Annotated in this window: 14 protein-coding genes; 10 read left to right on the top strand and 4 right to left on the bottom strand. The window is 70.5% G+C overall.

Annotation, left to right across the window (positions count from 1 at the left end; genetic code table 11):
• Positions 1-3: 3 nt before the first annotated feature.
• From BIU98_RS10865 to BIU98_RS10855, 3 genes are all read left to right on the top strand, one after another.
• Positions 4-1,263 carry a MurT ligase domain-containing protein gene (locus BIU98_RS10865; protein WP_071275763.1) on the top strand — a complete coding sequence of 420 codons (1,260 nt, stop codon included), beginning with the start codon at positions 4-6 and terminating at the stop codon, positions 1,261-1,263.
• Positions 1,260-2,033 (top strand): type 1 glutamine amidotransferase, encoded by a 774-nt coding sequence (locus tag BIU98_RS10860; RefSeq protein WP_071275762.1) that lies wholly within the window; start codon positions 1,260-1,262, stop codon positions 2,031-2,033. Before BIU98_RS10865 ends, BIU98_RS10860 begins: the two co-directional genes overlap by 4 nt.
• Positions 2,034-2,157: 124 nt before the next feature.
• The gene (locus BIU98_RS10855) at positions 2,158-2,613 is read left to right on the top strand and encodes a peptidoglycan-binding protein (RefSeq protein WP_071275759.1); all 456 of its coding nucleotides are present in this window, start codon (positions 2,158-2,160) and stop codon (positions 2,611-2,613) included.
• A 78-nt stretch (positions 2,614-2,691) separates the two neighbouring features.
• On the opposite strand, the gene BIU98_RS10850 is transcribed toward BIU98_RS10855, so the two are convergent.
• A complete protein-coding gene (locus BIU98_RS10850; protein ID WP_071275757.1) occupies positions 2,692-2,916 on the bottom strand; it encodes a hypothetical protein in 225 nt (74 codons plus the stop codon).
• 167 nt (positions 2,917-3,083) lie between these two features.
• On the opposite strand from BIU98_RS10850, the gene BIU98_RS10845 reads away from it, so the two are divergent.
• A complete protein-coding gene (locus tag BIU98_RS10845; protein WP_071275755.1) occupies positions 3,084-5,210 on the top strand; it encodes a type IIA DNA topoisomerase subunit B in 2,127 nt (708 codons plus the stop codon).
• Positions 5,211-5,849: 639 nt separating this feature from the next.
• Here the strand turns inward: BIU98_RS10845 and BIU98_RS10840 are convergent.
• On the bottom strand, positions 5,850-8,336 hold the full coding sequence (locus tag BIU98_RS10840; protein ID WP_071275753.1) for a DNA topoisomerase (ATP-hydrolyzing) subunit A: 2,487 nt from the start codon (positions 8,334-8,336) through the stop codon (positions 5,850-5,852).
• A 25-nt stretch (positions 8,337-8,361) separates the two neighbouring features.
• On the opposite strand from BIU98_RS10840, the gene BIU98_RS10835 reads away from it, so the two are divergent.
• Positions 8,362-9,513, top strand: coding sequence for an alkaline phosphatase family protein (locus tag BIU98_RS10835; protein WP_071275751.1), 1,152 nt, complete (start codon positions 8,362-8,364; stop codon positions 9,511-9,513).
• 96 nt (positions 9,514-9,609) lie between these two features.
• Here the strand turns inward: BIU98_RS10835 and sepH are convergent, their stop codons facing one another.
• Entirely contained in the window at positions 9,610-10,623 is a 1,014-nt protein-coding gene (gene sepH, locus BIU98_RS10830) for a septation protein SepH (RefSeq protein WP_175481338.1), read from the bottom strand.
• Positions 10,624-10,949: 326 nt separating this feature from the next.
• On the opposite strand from sepH, the gene BIU98_RS10825 reads away from it, so the two are divergent.
• The gene (locus BIU98_RS10825) at positions 10,950-11,249 is read left to right on the top strand and encodes a DUF4193 domain-containing protein (RefSeq protein ID WP_031263038.1); all 300 of its coding nucleotides are present in this window, start codon (positions 10,950-10,952) and stop codon (positions 11,247-11,249) included.
• A gap of 497 nt (positions 11,250-11,746) precedes the next feature.
• Here BIU98_RS10825 and BIU98_RS10820 read toward each other — a convergent pair whose 3' ends face one another.
• Positions 11,747-12,178: a DUF3093 domain-containing protein gene (locus BIU98_RS10820; protein ID WP_071275747.1), complete on the bottom strand. Its 432-nt coding sequence runs from the start codon at positions 12,176-12,178 to the stop codon at positions 11,747-11,749.
• 65 nt (positions 12,179-12,243) lie between these two features.
• On the opposite strand from BIU98_RS10820, the gene dut reads away from it, so the two are divergent.
• The 4 genes from dut (at position 12,244) to BIU98_RS10800 (ending at position 17,327) form a co-directional block, all read left to right on the top strand.
• Entirely contained in the window at positions 12,244-12,774 is a 531-nt protein-coding gene (dut, locus tag BIU98_RS10815; protein WP_083393169.1) for a dUTP diphosphatase, read from the top strand.
• The gene (locus BIU98_RS10810) at positions 12,771-13,493 is read left to right on the top strand and encodes a DUF3710 domain-containing protein (RefSeq protein WP_083393168.1); all 723 of its coding nucleotides are present in this window, start codon (positions 12,771-12,773) and stop codon (positions 13,491-13,493) included. Before dut ends, BIU98_RS10810 begins: the two co-directional genes overlap by 4 nt.
• Positions 13,494-13,508: 15 nt before the next feature.
• Entirely contained in the window at positions 13,509-14,369 is an 861-nt protein-coding gene (locus BIU98_RS10805) for a DUF3159 domain-containing protein (RefSeq protein WP_254787856.1), read from the top strand.
• A 120-nt stretch (positions 14,370-14,489) separates the two neighbouring features.
• On the top strand, positions 14,490-17,327 hold the full coding sequence (locus BIU98_RS10800; protein WP_071275745.1) for an aconitate hydratase: 2,838 nt from the start codon (positions 14,490-14,492) through the stop codon (positions 17,325-17,327).
• Positions 17,328-17,382: the final 55 nt, after the last annotated feature.

Raw genomic sequence — 17,382 nt, 5'->3', positions numbered from 1 at the left:
GCGGTGCGTTTCTTCATCCCGATCCTCATCGGGCGGATCCTCCGCGCCCTCGCCCGTGCGCGGGGCGGGGGGTCCGCCTACCCGGGCTTCATCGTCCTGAAGCTCGTGCCCGACTTCCTGCAGCACGTCACGAAGCAGTTCCCCAACGGGGTGGTCTTCGTGCTGGGGTCGAACGGCAAGTCCACGACGACGCACATGATCTCGGACATCGTCCGGGCGCACGGACTCCGGGTCTTCACGAACCCGTCAGGGGCGAACCTGCCGCAGGGCATCGCGTCGGCGCTGCTGTCCGAGGTCTCGCTGACCGGTCGGCTCAAGGCGGACATCGGCATCCTCGAGGTCGACGAGGCCTTCGCCGTCGAGCTCGCCGGCATCCTGTCGCCCTCCACCGTGACGATGCTCAACGTGCAGGTCGACCAGCTCTACCGGTTCTTCGAGACCGAGCGCGTGGCGACGATGATGCTCGACACGGCGGCCCTGTCGTCAGCGAACGTCATCACGAACCACGACGACCAGTTCCTCGACGCCTACAGCGCTGTCGACGGGCAGCGCGTGCTCCGCTTCGGTGCGAGCGCCGCCATCGTCGCCGCCAGCCCGAACGGCCTGCAGAACGCGGACGACTTCGACCGCGCCGACGCCGAGCAGTCGGTCATCGACGCCGAGGTCACCGAACACACCGGTGACGCCGCCACGATCGCCTTCGGGGGATCGGACATCGCCGTGCGCCTGCCCGCTCGTGGCCTGCACTACGCGGTCGACGCCGCTGCGGCGACGGCCACGGCCAGTGCGGCCCTCGGCACGCAGTTCCGGACGGACGCCGTCACGCGGGCCTTCTCGACGATGAAGCCGGCGTACGGCCGCGGTGAGCGCCTGCCCATCGCCGGCGAATCCGCCGAGTTCACGATGTTCAAGAACGCCGCGAGCCTGCAGCTGAACCTCGACGCGTTGCCGGACCACCCCGAGCAGGTCCTCATGGCGATCGACGAGGGCACCCCGGACATCTCCTGGATCTACGACATCGACTTCTCCAAGCTCGACCACGTCGATGTCGTCTCCGGTGACAAGGCCTGGCAGATCGCGATCGCGCTCGAGCACGCGGGCGTCCGCATCGGCCGGGTCGAACCCGACGTCGAGACCGCCATCAAGCACATGCAGGGCCTCGGCACGACGAGCACCGGCACGAAGAACTTCATCGTCAACTACGAGATCATGATGATCGCCCGGAAGGCCCTCGGCCACCCGGACCTGGAGAAGACCGCATGACGGCCGATCGCCTGACCATCCTGCACGTCTACCCGCGGCAGATGGGGGTGTCGGGGGACCGCGGCAACGTGGTCGCCCTGACCCGCCGGGCCGCCGCCGCCGACGTCCCGACGGAGGTCGTCGAGTACGCCCCGGGCGACGAGCTGCCCTCCGAGGCAGACGTCGTCGTCATCGGGAACGGCCCGCTCAGTGCGATGCGGTCCCTCGCTGCCGACATCGGCCGGATCGCTGCGCCGCTCCGTGACCTCGCCGCCGCGGGTGTGCCCGTGGTCGCAGTCGGTGGTGGGTTCGACCTGGCAACGAACGAGGTCGTCCCGGCTGACGGTGCACCGTTGCAGGGCTTCGGCGTGTTCGACGCCCGAGCCGTGCGCGGTGCCGAGCGTCGCGTCAACTACTTCGTGCTCGAGACGCGGTACCCGCTGCTCGACGGTGCGTCGAAGCGCCTCGCCGCGTTCGAGGACCACGCCACGCGCATCGAGCTCGGCGCCGGGGTCACCCCGTTCGCCGACGTGGTCTCCGGCGGCGGGAACCAGGCCGGTTCGCCCGTCGAGGGCGCCATTCGCGGCACGTCCTTCGGCACGCACGCGCAGGGTCCGCTCCTGCCGCTGAACCCGCAGCTGACCGACGGTGTCCTCGCTGCGGCCACGGCACGGCTGGGCCGCGAGTACGCGCCGGACCCGGAGCAGACGGCGACCATCGACCGGTACGCGCGCGAAGCGCGGGCGACGGTCGACCGCTTCGTCGACAAGGCGTTCAAGCGCATCGCCTGACGCTCACGAAGGCCGGGCCCGCACGGGCCCGGCCTTCGTCGTCCCCGCGATCGTTGCAACAGTTGCCAGAGCCGACACATCGGCTACGGGATGTGAAATGTTGGAGGCCGACAAAGGAGGCCTCATGCACCACACCAAATCCGTCCTCGCGCTGGTCGGCGCACTCGTCGTGACACTGACCACGACGGGTGCCATCGTCCAGACAGCTCCTGCTGAGGCTGCAACGACGCGCATCAGTTCGGCCTGCAGCTCGGTCCCGACGACCACGACCGAGTACGACGGGATCCCCGGTCCGGTCTTCTACAAACGCCTCCAGTGTTTCGGCAGCATGCCCGGGTCCGGGTACACGGGGCCGATCGACGGCGTGATGGGGCCGAACTCGTGGCAGAGTGTGGCGATCCAGCTCATCGTGCGCGGCCACTTCTACGGGAACAGCATCCCGAACTGGGAGAGCCCGGACACGGTAGCAGCGCTCCAGCACTGGGCGGCCGCTCACGGCCGTTACGACGGCCCGATCGACGGGATTTGGGGGCCGAACAGCTACCGCGGCGTCGCCTGGATGCTGAACCGCGCGTTCTGACGGAACCAGAGACAGACGGGAGGCCCGGTGCCAACTGGCACCGGGCCTCCCGTCTTGCTCTACTCGCGCCTCGGCGCGCTACTTCGACTCGCGGAGTCGGCTGCTCTCGTCGTGCCACTCGATCGCGGTGGCTGCGAGCTTGTCCTTGAACTCCGCGCCGTGGTGGGCGCAGAAGAACAGTTCGCCGCTGGCCATGGTGGCTCGGATGTAGGCCTGCGCTCCGCAGCTGTCACACCGGTCGGCAGCGGTGAGCTGGTGGTTGCTGACGTCGTCGATGGAGAGGTCCTGCACGGTCTGGGTCATTGCTGTGCTCCTCACGGATTGCAGGTGGTGCTTCCTGGTTGCACCATTTCAACACGTGCTGCCTGGATGTCCGGCATTGTGTGGCCTCATTTCGCTCACCGCGGACCGATCGTCCCCAGTGCGAGTGTCAGGCGGGTGGTGTCGGTCGTGCTGGGTAGGCTCGGGAGGTGAGCTCCGACTACTCCGCACGGCATCTCTCCGTCCTCGAAGGACTCGAGGCAGTCCGGAAGCGTCCCGGCATGTACATCGGGTCGACGGACTCGCGTGGCCTCATGCACTGCCTGTGGGAGATCATCGACAACTCGGTGGACGAAGCCCTCGGCGGACACGGCGACGAGATCGGCGTGCGGCTGTTCCCGGACGGCTCCGTCCAGGTCACCGACACCGCGCGCGGCATCCCCGTCGACGTGGAGCCGAAGACCGGCCTGACCGGGGTCGAGGTCGTCTTCACGAAGCTGCATGCCGGCGGCAAGTTCGGGTCGGGGTCGTACGCGGCATCCGGCGGGCTCCACGGTGTCGGCGCCTCGGTCGTGAACGCGCTGTCGGAGCGCCTCGACGTCGAGGTCGACCGCGGGGGCAAGACCTACGCCATGTCGTTCCGTCGCGGGGAACCCGGGCTGTTCGACGACTCGGACGGCATCGGCCCGGACGCACCGTTCAGCCCCTTCACCTCCGGCAGTGAGTTGCGCGTCGTCGGCAAGGTCAAGAAGGGCGTCACCGGCTCGCGGGTCCGCTACTGGGCCGACCGGCAGATCTTCACGAGGGACGCCGCCTTCAGCATGGCGGACCTGGTGAACCGTGCGCGCCAGACGGCCTTCCTCGTGCCCGGGCTCGGCCTCACGATCACCGACGAACGCCCGACCGCCATCGCCGCCGCCGCCGAGCGCGCCGCCGCGACGGGGGTCGAGGTCGCCGAGGGGCCGGTCGTCGAGCGCTTCCGGTACGAGGGCGGCATCGGCGAGTTCGTCGAGCACCTCGCCGTGGACGGTGCGAAGACCGACGTCTGGCGCATCCAGGGCTCCGGCACCTTCAAGGAGACGGTGCCGATGCTCGACGACAAGGGCCACATGGTCTCGACCGAGGTCGAGCGCACCTGCGAGGTCGACATCGCCCTGCGCTGGGGTGACGGCTACGAGACGGTGTTCCGCAGCTTCGTGAACATCATCGCCACGCCGAAGGGCGGCACGCACCAGGCGGGCTTCGAGGCCGGGCTGGTCAAGGCCGTGCGCACCCAGGTCGAGGCCAACGCCCGCAAGCTCAAGCTCGGGCAGGACAAGCTCGAGAAGGACGACGTGCTCGCGGGACTCACCGCCGTGCTGACCGTCCGGCTGCCGGAGCCGCAGTTCGAGGGCCAGACGAAGGAGATCCTCGGGACGCCGGCCGTCCGTCGTGTCGTCGACTCGGTCGTGTCGAAGCGGATGACCGAGATCCTGACGTCGACGCAGCGCACCGAGAAGGCCCAGGCGGCCGGACTGCTCGAGAAGGTCGTCGCGGAGATGAAGACCCGCATCTCGGCCCGAGCGCACAAGGAGACCCAGCGCCGGAAGAACGCCCTCGAGAACTCGTCCCTGCCGACGAAGCTCGCGGACTGCCGGTCGAACGACGTCGAGGGCACTGAGCTCTTCATCGTCGAGGGCGACTCCGCGCTCGGCACCGCCAAGCTCGCGCGCAACAGCGAGTACCAGGCGCTCCTGCCCATCCGCGGCAAGATCCTCAACGTGCAGAAGGCATCCGTCGCGGACATGCTCTCGAACGCCGAGTGCGCCTCGATCATCCAGGTCATCGGCGCCGGCTCCGGGCGGACGTTCGAGCTCGACCAGGCCCGCTACGGGAAGGTCATCATCATGTCGGACGCCGACGTCGACGGCGCCCACATCCGCACGCTGCTCCTGACGCTGTTCTTCCGCTACATGCGGCCGATGATCGAGCAGGGCCGGGTGTTCGCCGCGGTGCCGCCGCTGCACCGGGTCGTCGTCATCAACCGCGGCAAGCCGAACGACACGCTGTACACGTACTCCGAGCAGGAGCTCCAGGCCGTGCTGAAGAAGCTGGCGAAGTCCGGGAAGAAGTACCAGGAGCCGATCCAGCGCTACAAGGGGCTCGGCGAGATGGACGCTGACCAGCTCGCGGAGACGACCATGGACCGTGCGCACCGCACCCTGCGCCGCGTCCAGGTGCCCCACGCCGAGTCCGCTGCGAAGGTCTTCGAGCTGCTCATGGGGAACGACGTCGCGCCGCGCAAGGAGTTCATCCTGGCCGGCGAGGGCCTGGACCGCGACCGCATCGACGTGTAGCGGGGTCGTCGGCAAGCGGAGTCGCGTAGCCGAGTGATCGGCGGTCGTGTGTCGTCCAGTCGAGGCGCCGAGTGGTCAGAACACCCCGTGTGTCGGTCGCCGAGTGCTCGGAGATCGTCGTCACGAGGCGCTCACACCGACGCTTCGTGACCCGTCGACGAACACGAGCGGGGTGTCCTGACCGGTGGAGGCTGCGGTTGGCGGCGTGCGTGCGAGACGCCCCTGTCTGCGTGAGACGCCGGTGTGTGGAGTCAGGCCACCCGGCGTGGTCGTGCGGGACACCCCCGTTTGCGTGAGACGCCGGTGTGTGGAGTCAGGCCGCCCGGCGTGGTCGTGCGAGACACCCCTGTCTGCGTGAGACGCCGGTGTGTGGAGTCAGGCCACCCGGCGTGGTCGTGCGGGACACCCCCGTTTGCGTGAGACGCCGGTGTGTGGAGTCAGGCCGCCCGGCGTGGTCGTGCGAAACACCCCTGTCTGCGCGAGACGCCGCTTGGACGTCGAGACGCTGCCACTTCCGGCGGCGTCTCGACGGTTCGAGGGCGTCTCGGGATGACAGGGGTGTCTCGATGTGAGACGGGGGCGTGTCACATCGGGCAGGCGGGCAGGCGGGCGGACAGGCGGGAGCGTGCCCGTACCGCCCTACGCCTCGCCGCGCGTGCCGTCGAGCGTCGCCGCGCTGCCGCCGATCGACCCGACGACGTCGTCGAGCGCGCTGCCCGACCCGTCGCGCTTCGACAGCCAGTCCGGCAGCGTCCGGGCAGCGCCGTCCGTACCGACCGCGTGCGGCGGCGCGATGCCGGCCCACGCGACGGTCAGACCGTCCTCGCCCTTGAGGAACGCGTGCGCCCGCACACCCTGCGTCGCACGGCCCTTCGCGGGGAACTCCGACAGCGACGAGACCTTGGCGCGCCCGGTGTCCGTACCGGGCAGGGCGGACGAGGACGTGGAGACGGTGGCGACCACGGCGTCCTCGGACGGAGCGACGGCCCCGAACCAGATCACCGAGGCCCCGGAGGACAGCGCCACGCCAGCGACCCCACCGGCGGGCAGACCCTGCGCACGGACGGCGGCCGCCCCGAACCGGAGCAGCTGCGCGTTCGAGGTGATGAACACGAGGTCGTCCGACTCGGCCGACTGGGTGGCGCCGACGACCTGGTCGCCGGGCTTCAACCCGATCGCCACGAAGTCGGGCTTGTCCGGCCAGGCTCCGGGGACGACGCGCTTCACGACGCCCTGCGCAGTGCCGATCGCGAGCGAGTGCTCGGACGCCGCGCTGAGGTCGACCACGGCGACGACGGACTCGCCGCGGGGGATGCCGAGGTACTCGTGCACCCGCACGCCGGCGTCGAGCCGGACGGCAGCGGGCGGGACGGACGGCACGTCGACGGGGGAGAACCGCACGATGCGGCCGGTCGAGGTCAGCGCGCCGACCTGCCCGCGGACGGTGCTGAGCACGCTCGACAGGACGGCGTCGTGCTTGGAGCGCTTCGGCACCCGCACGACCCCGAGTTCGGCGGTCGGGACGTCGACCCGGACGAGCCGGCCGGTGGTCGACAGCAGGACACGGCACGGGGCGTCGGCGACCTGGAGGTCCTCGGGGTCGACCACGGCCTTCTTGCCGCCGCGGACGGGGGCGTCGGCCTCGGTCAGGAGCGTGCGGCGAGGCGTGGCGAACTTGTCGGACACCTCGGTGAGCTCCAGCGCGACCTGGGCCCGGAGGCGGTCGTCGGAGGCGAGCAGTTCCTCGATCGCGGCGATGTCGGCGAGGAGCTGGTCCCGCTCGCCCTCGAGCTCCATGCGGGAGAACTTCGTGAGCCGCCGGAGCCGCAGTTCGAGGATGTACTCGGCCTGCACCTCGGACAGGTCGAACACGTCGCGGAGACGGCTGCGTGCGGCCTCGGAGTCGTCCGACGTGCGGATGACCTGGATGACCTCGTCGATGTCGAGGATCGCGACGAGCAGGCCCTCGACCAGGTGCAGGCGTTCGCGTCGGCGCGCCAGCCGGTACTCGGACCGCCGGGTGACGACGGCGATCCGGTGCTGCACGTAGACGTCGAGGAGCTCCCGCAGTCCGAGCGTGCGCGGGGACCCGTTGACCAGGGCGACGTTGTTGATGCCGAAGCCCTCTTCGAGCGGCGTGTGCTTGTACAGCTGCTCGAGCACGGCGGCGGGGTTGAACCCGGACTTGATGCCGATGACGAGCCGCAGCCCGTGGTTGCGGTCGGTCAGGTCGTTGACGTCGGAGATGCCGACGAGCTTCTTGGCCTGGACGCCGTCCTTGATCTTCTCGATGACGCGCTCGGGGCCGACGAGGTAGGGCAGCTCGGTCACGACGAGGCCGGTCTTGCGCGGCGACAGGGTCTCGACGCTGACCTTGGACCGGGTGCGGAAGGTGCCGCGGCCCGTGGCGTAGGCGTCGCGCACGCCGGACAGGCCGACGATCGTGCCGCCGGAGGGCAGGTCGGGCCCCGGCACGTACTCCATGAGTTCCTCGAGCGAGGCCTTCGGGTGCAGGAGCAGGTGCTTGGCGGCCTCGACCACCTCGCCGAGGTTGTGCGGCGCCATGTTCGTCGCCATGCCGACGGCGATGCCGGAGGCTCCGTTGACCAGCAGGTTCGGGAACGCGGCCGGCAGCACGCCGGGCTGCATGATCTGGTTGTCGTAGTTCGGGACGAAGTCGACGACGTCCTCGCCGAGGTTCTCCGTCATGGCCATCGACGGTTCGGCGAGCCGGGCCTCGGTGTACCGGGCAGCGGCGGGGCCGTCGTCGAGCGACCCGAAGTTGCCGTGGCCGTCCACCAGGGGCACGCGCATCGTGAACGGCTGCGCCATGCGCACCAGGGCGTCGTAGATGGCGCCGTCGCCGTGCGGGTGCAGCTTGCCCATCACCTCGCCGGTGACGCGGGCGCTCTTCACGTGGCCGCGGTCCGGCCGCAGACCCATCTCCGACATCTGGTACAGGATGCGACGCTGCACGGGCTTGAGGCCGTCGCGGGCGTCGGGCAGGGCACGCGAGTAGATGACCGAGTAGGCGTACTCGAGGAACGAGCCCTGCATCTCCTCGGAGACGTCGACGTCCTCGATGCGCTCACCGTCGGGGAGACCGACTGTGTCCGTGCGTGCCATGGGACCTTTCTGGGAGGATCGGAGGGTGACACAGAGCCTACCGACGGCCCCCGACGCCACCGCGAACCTCGCCGACGTGCTGCCGAGTTGCCTCGTGGCCCTCGGCGCTGCGGACGACACGTGGTTGCGGACACACGGCCTGGAGGCTCGGATCCCGCTCCGCCCCGCCCGTTCCGCGGTCGTCGTCCTGGTCGACGGCCTCGGGGCGAACGCGCTCGGCGCGCGTGCCGGGCACGCCCGGTTCCTGACGGGCTCCCGGAAGCGCCTGCGCAGCGGGTTCCCGACGACGACAGCCGCGGCGCTCTCGACCCTGACGACCGGTCGGTCGCCCGGCACCCACGGCGTGGTCGGCTACAGCGGCTGGAGCCCGGACACCGGCCAGGTCGTGAACCTGCTCAGCGGGTGGGACGACGAGGTGCCCGCCGGGTGGCTCCGCACGCCCACCCTGTTCACCGAGGCCCCGGCCCTCGGCGTCGACCCCGTGGTCGTCGGTCCGGCGCGGTACGAGTCGTCGGGCATGACCGCGAACGTGCTCAGCGGCGCGCGGTACGTCCCCGCCGACACCGTGACCCAGCGGGTGGACGCAGCGATCGCAGCCACGCTCACGGGTACGGCGCTCGTGTACCTCTACGTGCCCGAGCTCGACTCGATCGCGCACAAGCACGGGTGGCAGTCCGACCGGTGGACCGCGGCGCTCGAGTCGCTCGACGGGGAGCTCGCCCGCCTGGCCGCCGGCGTGGCCCGGGACGTCGGCGTCCTCGTCACGGCCGACCACGGCATCCTCGACGTGCCCGAGGAGGCGAACATCGCGATCGACCCCGACCTGCTCGAGGGCGTCGTCGGCGTCGCGGGGGACCCCCGCTGCCGTCAGCTCACCGTGGCCCCCGGGACCGACGTCCCCGCGCTGGTCGAGGCCTGGCGCAGCACCTACGGCAAGCGGGCTTACGTCGCCAGCCGGGACGAGGCGATCGCCGCTGGCTGGTTCGGCGCCGTGTCCGACGACGTGCTCCCGCGCATCGGCGACGTGGTCGTGGTGGCCAGGAGCACGTGGGCGTTCAACGACGACCGGGCGCTGAAGCCCGGAGCGGTGCCGAAGCGGATGATCGGCCAGCACGGGGCGATGACCGACGACGAGCTGCTCGTGCCGCTCCGCCTGGCCGGGGCGTTCGCGAGCTGAGCGGCGCGCACGACCCGCACCGAGCCCTGGACGGGAGCAGCCCGCCACGCGAGGTGCGTGGCGGGCTGCTGCGGCCCTCCCGGGATGGTGGAGGGGTCAGACCTCGTCGTCGGGACGGGTCCCGAACACGATCTCGTCCCAGCTCGGCATCGAGCGGCGGCTGCGCTTCTTGCGGTCCTGGCGACCCTCGGAGTCCGGGGCGGAGGACGGACGGCCGTCCGGCTGCGGGGCCGTGTCGTTCGTGTCGGTGAAGCCGTGCAGCGGGATGTCGACCACGCTGACCGATCCGCGCTGCTCCTCCTGCTGCTGATCGGCGAACGTGACGGACTCGCGCTCCCCGCGGCGGCGGCGGAGGGCCTCGAGCAGGTCGGCGGTCTCGTTGCCCGGCGGACGCTCCTCGATCTGCGCTGTGCCGATGCGGGGGAGCGGCGCCCGGAGCGGGGCGCGCTCGGGGACCTCGGGGTTCGTGACGGCCTCGTCGGGCTCGTCGACCCGGAAGGCGCCGGAGTCGAACCGGGTGCCGTCGGTGTCCTGCTGCTCGTACTCGACGGCGCGGAGGCGGGGCGCGAGGCCCTCGTCCTCGGTGTGCGAGAGCCGGTGCGCGTCGCTGGTGTCCGGCGTCAGCGTCGAGGTCTTCGGGTCGAACGACCACTGGGCGTCGTGCTCGACCTCGCCAGCGGTGTAGCGGACCTGCACCTGCCAGCCGTTCTCCACGTGCTTCCAGCTCGACCAGGTGACGCCGGTGGCCTCACCGGACTCGAGGCGGGCCGTGATGGCGTCGCCGAACACGTCGGGTGCTGGCTCGTCGGACGGCGTCACCGGCACGCGGCGGGCGGCGTCGAGGATGAAGGCACGCTCGGCGAGGACGGGGCCCTCGAAGCGGCGGACGTACTCGACGTCGACGTCGAGCGCCGAGGCGACGTCGGCTGCGTCGGCACCGCTGCGGATCCGGGCCTGGACGTCCTTCGGGGACACGCGCTTCTGCGGCATGCCGTCGGGGTTCGCCTGTCGGACCTGCCCCGGCAGCGCCGAGGTGACGGGCAACCGGAACTCGCTGCCGCCGTCGGTCGCGAGCAGGAGTGCCCCGGACTCCACTCCGATGACTCTCACGTCTTGCATGGTTCCGCCTTCCGAGCAGTTGCGTACGGTCTGCGTCGTACCCGGGAAGTATGCAGCGGTGTCGGCCGGTTTCCGGGGAGGCGCACGGGCGTGCCGTTTCCGGTGCGGCGGACGGGCCTGCCGTTCACGGTGCAGCGCGGTCGCGTGTGTCGGTGTTCGGCGGGATCGGTTCTGGCCCTCGGGAATGGTCGGACGCCGCGCCGGGTTGCACGCCCAGACGAGCCGCTGACCGCTCAGTTTGCATCGAGGCGGCACGTGTTGGATACTGTCGCCGCCGATCTCCGGCGACGACCTCTCGATACGAGAAATGGATGGGCATGGCCACCGATTACGACGCCCCCCGGAAGACCGACGACAACTCCGATTCGGAGTCGATCGAGGCCCTCAAGGAGCGCGTGCCCGACAAGATGTCCGGGGTCGTCGATGACGACTCGGACAACCCCGGCAGCTTCGAACTCGCCGGACAGGACCTCAGCGACGTCGACCTCGACGTCGTCGTGCTGCCCCCGCAGGTGGACGAGTTCACCTGCGTCGAGTGCTTCCTCGTGAAGCACCGGTCGCAGCTCGACCACGAGTCGAAGCTCGGCCCGGTCTGCGCGGAGTGCGCTGCGCTCTAGGACACGCGAACGTCGGACGGCCCGCATCCCCTCGGGGGTGTGGGCCGTTCGTCATGTCTGGGGGCGTGGGGCAGGTGGTGGGGACGGCGTGCGGGCCTGTGCCGGCGCGAGACGGGGGTGTCTGCGTGAGACGCCCTTCTCCGGACGAGACGCCGCAGTTTTCGGCGGTGTGTCGGGAGTTCGGGAGTGTTTCGTCGAGACGCCGGTGTCTCGGCACGCGCCGGGTGCGAGACGGGGGTGTCTGCGTGAGACGCCGCTGCCCGGGCGAGACGCCGCGGGTTTCGGCGGGGTCTCGGGAGTTCTGGGGCGTTTCGTCGAGACGCCGGTGTCTCAGCACGCGCAGGGTGCGAGACGGGGGCGTCTCGGGCGCGCAGAACGAGTCAGACGGGGGTGTCTGGCGTAGACAGGGGTGTCTCGGGAGCGCAGGCGACGCGAGACGGGGGTGTCTCGGGAGCGCGGCTGCCTCGAGACGGGGCGCCTCGCGGCCGCGGCCGGGGTCAGGAGCGCAGCGCGTCGACGACCTTGTCCGGGTCCCGCACGCTGACGAGCCAGTACGGGGTGGGGTCGGCGTCGTCGCGGACCTCGACGCGCACGACGGGCCGGACGTACCCGCGGAAGAGCGTCCACGCCCGGGCGTCCAGCTTCGTGCCGCGCTGCGTCGTGGCCTCGGCCCCGTGGAACGGCACGACCTCGCCGACGACCGCACGTGGCAGGTGGGCCCGTCCGGCGCGGAACTCGGTGTCCGTCACCTCGATCACGGGTGCGACGGCCCAGAGCAACACGAGCACGCCGACCTCCATCGCCGCGGCGACGATGATCCCCGTCACGATGCTGATCGGCAGGAACACGAGCAGGCTCGCGGGGATGACGAGCGCCGTCGCCAGGTACAGGCTCGGCGGCGCCCAGAGACGTTCGCGGTACAGGGTCACGGGACCATTCGACCACGACTCACCTGAGGTCACGGAACGGTCACGGGCTGCACTACCCTCGTCACGTGACCGAACCTGTCGACGTGCTCTGGACCGGGGAGAACGCTCCCGTCCACGCCCACCCCGGCGATGCCGGCGCCGACCTCGTCTCGACCGAGGCCTTCGTCCTCGCGCCGGGTGAGCGCCGCCTGGTCGGCACGGGCGTCTCGATCGCCCTGCCGGACGGCCACGCCGCGTTCGTGGTGCCCCGCAGCGGTCTCGCGGCCAAGCACGGCATCACCATCGTGAACTCGCCCGGCACGGTCGACTCCGGCTACCGCGGGGAGATCAAGGTCGCGCTGCTCAACACCGACCAGGCGGAGCCGTACGAGGTCCACGTGGGCGACCGCATCGCGCAGATGATCGTCATGCCGGTGCCCCCGGTGGTGTTCACGCGCGTCGACGAGCTCCCCGACAGTGTCCGTGGCCATGGCGGCTTCGGCTCCTCGGGCTACGGTGGCACGAGCGCCGACCGCGGCGCGCAGACGGACCCGAGCGCGAGCGCCGACAACGGCGCGCAGACGCACACGAACCAGACGGAAGGAACGCAGCGATGAGGATCGGCCGACGCAAGCGTGACGAGGTCGAGGTGGCCGCTGCGGTCGCCGACGACGCCGAGGTCGCGGAGACCTCCCCGGAGGTCGACATCGCGGTGGAGGCCGACGCCGGACTCGACGAGGTCGACGCCGTCGCACCGACCGGCAAGTCCGCGCCGGCAGACCGCGAGGACGCCGGCCCGCTCGACGAGACCGAGGCCAACCCGGTCCGGCCCTACGTCGACCTGGGCGGCGTGAAGATCCTGCCGCGAGAGGGCCTGCACCTCCGGCTCGAGGTCGAGGAGGGCTCCCAGCGCGTCGTCGCGGTCGGGCTCGACTACGACGACTCCACGCTCCAGGTCCAGCCGTTCGCCGCACCGCGCTCCACCGGCCTCTGGCACGAGATCCGCGCGCAGATCGCCGACCAGATCGAGCGCCAGGGCGGCACCGTGACCGAGGTCGACGGCCCGTTCGGTCCCGAGCTCCGCGCCAGCGTCCCGGTCGTCGTGGACGGGGACGGCGGCGTCGCCGGAGCCCGCCCTGCGCGCTTCATCGGCGTCGACGGACCCCGCTGGTTCCTCCGCGGCGTGATCGCCGGCAAGGCCGCCGACTCGCCCGAGGACGCCGAGGAGATCGAAGAGCTCTTCCGCAGCGTCGTCGTGGTGCGCGGCACCACACCGATGCCGCCGCGCGACCTGATCCCGCTGCACATGCCGAAGTCGACGCAGTCGGCGATCTGACGACCAGGAGGCCCGGTGTCGGACCGTCTCGACCCTGCTGACCCCGAGGGGGTCGCGTCCACCGATGCGCCCGCTCCGGCAGCGCATGCTCCGGCCACGGACGCCCGCTCCACGGACGCCCGCTCTACGGACGCCCGCGCCGAGGACGACCGCTTCGCGGACGAGCGCGCCGAGCCGCTGTCGCTGAACGCCCAGCTCCGCGACGCCGTCCGGAACGCGGGCATCGGGCAGGTGGCACCGGGAGAAGCGCCCTCCGGCCGCGCCCTCGTGACCGCGGTGGGCGGCGTGCGCGGCCTCGCGGAGTCGGTGCTGCCGGGCTTCGCGTTCCTGATCGTCTACGCGATCACGAAGGAACTCGTCCCGAGCGTCGTGATCCCCGTGCTCGTCGGACTCGTCTTCGTCGTGCTCCGGCTGGTGCAGCGGCAGTCCCTGGCGATGTCGTTCGCAGGCATCCTCGGCGTGGCGATCTCGGCCGGCCTCGCGCTCATCACCGGCAAGGCGGAGAGCAACTTCATCCCGGGGATCGTCATCAACCTGGTGTGCCTCGTCGGACTCCTCGTGACGCTGGTGATCCGCCGGCCGCTCATCGGGCTCATCGTCGGCCTGCTCCTGCCACAGGACGAGGACGGCACGGGCACCGACTGGCGTGCCGACCCGGGCAAGCGCCGCGTGCTGACGGTCGCGACGTGGCTCTGGGTCGGGCTGTTCGCGCTCCGGCTCGTCATCGAGATCCCGCTCTACCTGACGGCGCAGGTCGAACTCCTCGCCGGCATCAAGCTCATCACGGGCGTCCCGCTCTACGCGGCGATGCTCTGGGTGACGTGGCTGCTCACCCGCACGGTGTTCAAACGCGAGCCGGACCAGGCTGCGGTGTAGAGTTCTCTCGACATCAAGACATCTCCGCGGGGGCATCGCACCCGGCGGCGGAGGTCTACCGTGCTGGTGGGACGGCCCACGAGGACGAGGGCACGATCGATCAACTCAGGAGGCGGCACAGTGGCTGCAGTCAACAGCTTCGGCTCGAAGGACACGCTCTCGGTTGGGGGTGTCGACTACGCGATCCACCGGATCGACTCCGTCCCCGGACACGAGAAGCTCCCGTACAGCCTCAAGGTGCTGCTCGAGAACCTCCTCCGCACCGAGGACGGCAAGAACGTCACGGCGGACCAGATCCGCTCGCTCGGCTCCTGGCGTCCCGAGGCAGACCCGGACACCGAGATCCAGTTCTCCCCGGCCCGTGTGGTCATGCAGGACTTCACCGGTGTCCCGTGCATCGTCGACCTCGCCACCATGCGCGAGGCCATGGCCGACATCGGCGGGGACCCGAACAAGATCAACCCGCTCTCACCGGCCGAGATGGTCATCGACCACTCCGTCATCGCCGACCTGTTCGGCAGCACGGACTCCCTGCAGCGCAACACCGACCTCGAGTACGAGCGCAACGGTGAGCGCTACCAGTTCCTCCGCTGGGGCCAGACCGCGTTCGAGGACTTCAAGGTCGTCCCCCCGGGGACCGGCATCGTCCACCAGGTCAACATCGAGTACCTGGCGAAGGTCACCTACACGCGTGACTTCGACGGCGAGACCTACGCCTACCCGGACACCCTCGTCGGCACCGACTCGCACACGACGATGGTCAACGGCCTCGGCGTGCTCGGCTGGGGCGTCGGCGGCATCGAGGCCGAGGCCGCGATGCTCGGCCAGCCCGTGTCGATGCTCATCCCGAAGGTCGTCGGCTTCAAGCTCTCCGGGGAGATCCCGGCGGGCGTGACCGCGACCGACGTCGTGCTCACGATCACGCAGCAGCTCCGCAAGCACGGTGTCGTCGGCAAGTTCGTCGAGTTCTACGGCGAGGGCGTCAGCGCCGTGCCGCTCGCGAACCGCGCCACCATCGGCAACATGAGCCCCGAGTTCGGCTCGACGGCCGCGATCTTCCCGGTCGACGACGTCACGCTCGACTACCTCCGCCTGACCGGTCGCGACGAGGCCCAGATCGCCCTCGTCGAGGCCTACTCCAAGGAGCAGGGCCTGTGGCACGACGCCTCCGTCGAGCCCGCCTACTCGGAGTACATGGAGCTCGACCTCTCCACGGTCGTCCCCTCGATCTCCGGCCCGAAGCGCCCGCAGGACCGCATCGAGCTGTCCAAGGCGAAGGACCAGTTCGAGGTCGACCTCGCCAACTACGCGAGCATCGACCACACCGAAGAGGACAAGGCCGTCGCGGACACCTTCCCGGCGTCCGACCCGGTCGCCGCGGCCCCCGGTGACGAGCACGCCGTCGACGACCTGCAGGACGCCCCGGCGTCCGAGGTCCCGGCGCACGCCTCCAGCGCCCCCGGCACGGTGTCGAAGCCGACGTCGGTCGCCATCGCGGACGGCACCCCGTTCACGATCGACCACGGCGCCGTCGCGATCGCCGCGATCACGTCCTGCACGAACACGTCGAACCCGTCGGTCATGATGGCCGCCGGCATCCTCGCGCGGAACGCCGCGATCAAGGGCCTCACCGCCAAGCCGTGGGTGAAGACCACCCTGGCGCCCGGCTCCAAGGTCGTCACGGACTACTACGAGAAGGCCGGACTCACGACCTACCTCGAGCAGCTCGGCTTCTACACGGTCGGCTACGGCTGCACCACCTGCATCGGCAACTCGGGCCCGCTGCCCGAGGAGATCTCGCAGGCCGTCCAGGACAACGACCTCGCCGTCACCGCGGTGCTCTCGGGCAACCGCAACTTCGAGGGGCGCATCAACCCCGACGTGAAGATGAACTACCTGGCGAGCCCGCCGCTGGTGATCGCGTACGCCCTCGCCGGGTCGATGCACTTCGACTTCGACACCGACGCCCTCGGCCAGGACCAGGACGGCAAGGACGTCTACCTGGCGGACATCTGGCCCGACGCAGCCGAGGTCCAGCAGGTCATCGACACGTCGATCGACACCGCGATGTTCACCCACGAGTACGGCTCCGTGTTCGAGGGCGACGACCGCTGGAAGAACCTGCCGACCCCGACGGGTGACACCTTCGAGTGGGACGCCGAGTCGACCTACGTGCGGAAGCCCCCGTACTTCGACGGCATGACCATGACGCCGGACGCGGTCTCGGACATCTCCGGCGCCCGCGTGCTGGCGAAGCTCGGCGACTCGGTCACGACCGACCACATCTCGCCGGCCGGGTCGATCAAGGCCGACAGCCCGGCGGGCCAGTACCTCGCCGAGCACGCGGTCGACCGCAAGGACTTCAACTCCTACGGCTCGCGTCGTGGCAACCACGAGGTGATGATCCGCGGCACGTTCGCGAACATCCGCCTGCGCAACCAGCTCCTCGACGGCGTGGAGGGCGGCTACACCCGCGACTTCACCACCGCCGACGGCGAGCAGTCGTTCATCTACGACGCCTCGCAGCACTACCAGGAGCAGGGCACCCCGCTCGTCGTGTTCGGCGGCAAGGAGTACGGCTCCGGCTCGTCGCGCGACTGGGCGGCCAAGGGCACGAGCCTGCTGGGCGTCAAGGCGGTCATCACCGAGAGCTTCGAGCGCATCCACCGCTCGAACCTCATCGGCATGGGCGTCGTCCCGCTGCAGTTCCCGGCGGGCGAGACGATCGAGTCACTCGGGCTCGACGGCACCGAGGTCGTCTCGATCTCCGGGCTCACCGAGCTCAACGAGGGCCGCACGCCGAAGACGGTGCACGTCACCGCCGAGCCGAGCGCGCACTCGCCCGAGGGCAAGCAGACCGTCGAGTTCGACGCCGTGGTCCGCATCGACACCCCCGGTGAGGCCGACTACTACCGCAACGGCGGGATCCTGCAGTACGTGCTCCGCTCGCTCGTCTGAGCGAGCCGCACACGGGTCGCTGACGCGACCAGGACCGGACGGGAGGCGCGGTGCC

The sequence above is a fragment of the Curtobacterium sp. MMLR14_010 genome (assembly GCF_001865015.1).
In the GTDB taxonomy this organism is placed as follows: Bacteria; Actinomycetota; Actinomycetes; order Actinomycetales; family Microbacteriaceae; genus Curtobacterium.
The sequence above is the reverse complement of the archived record's forward strand: the minus strand, read 5'-3'. Positions and strand labels throughout refer to the sequence as shown.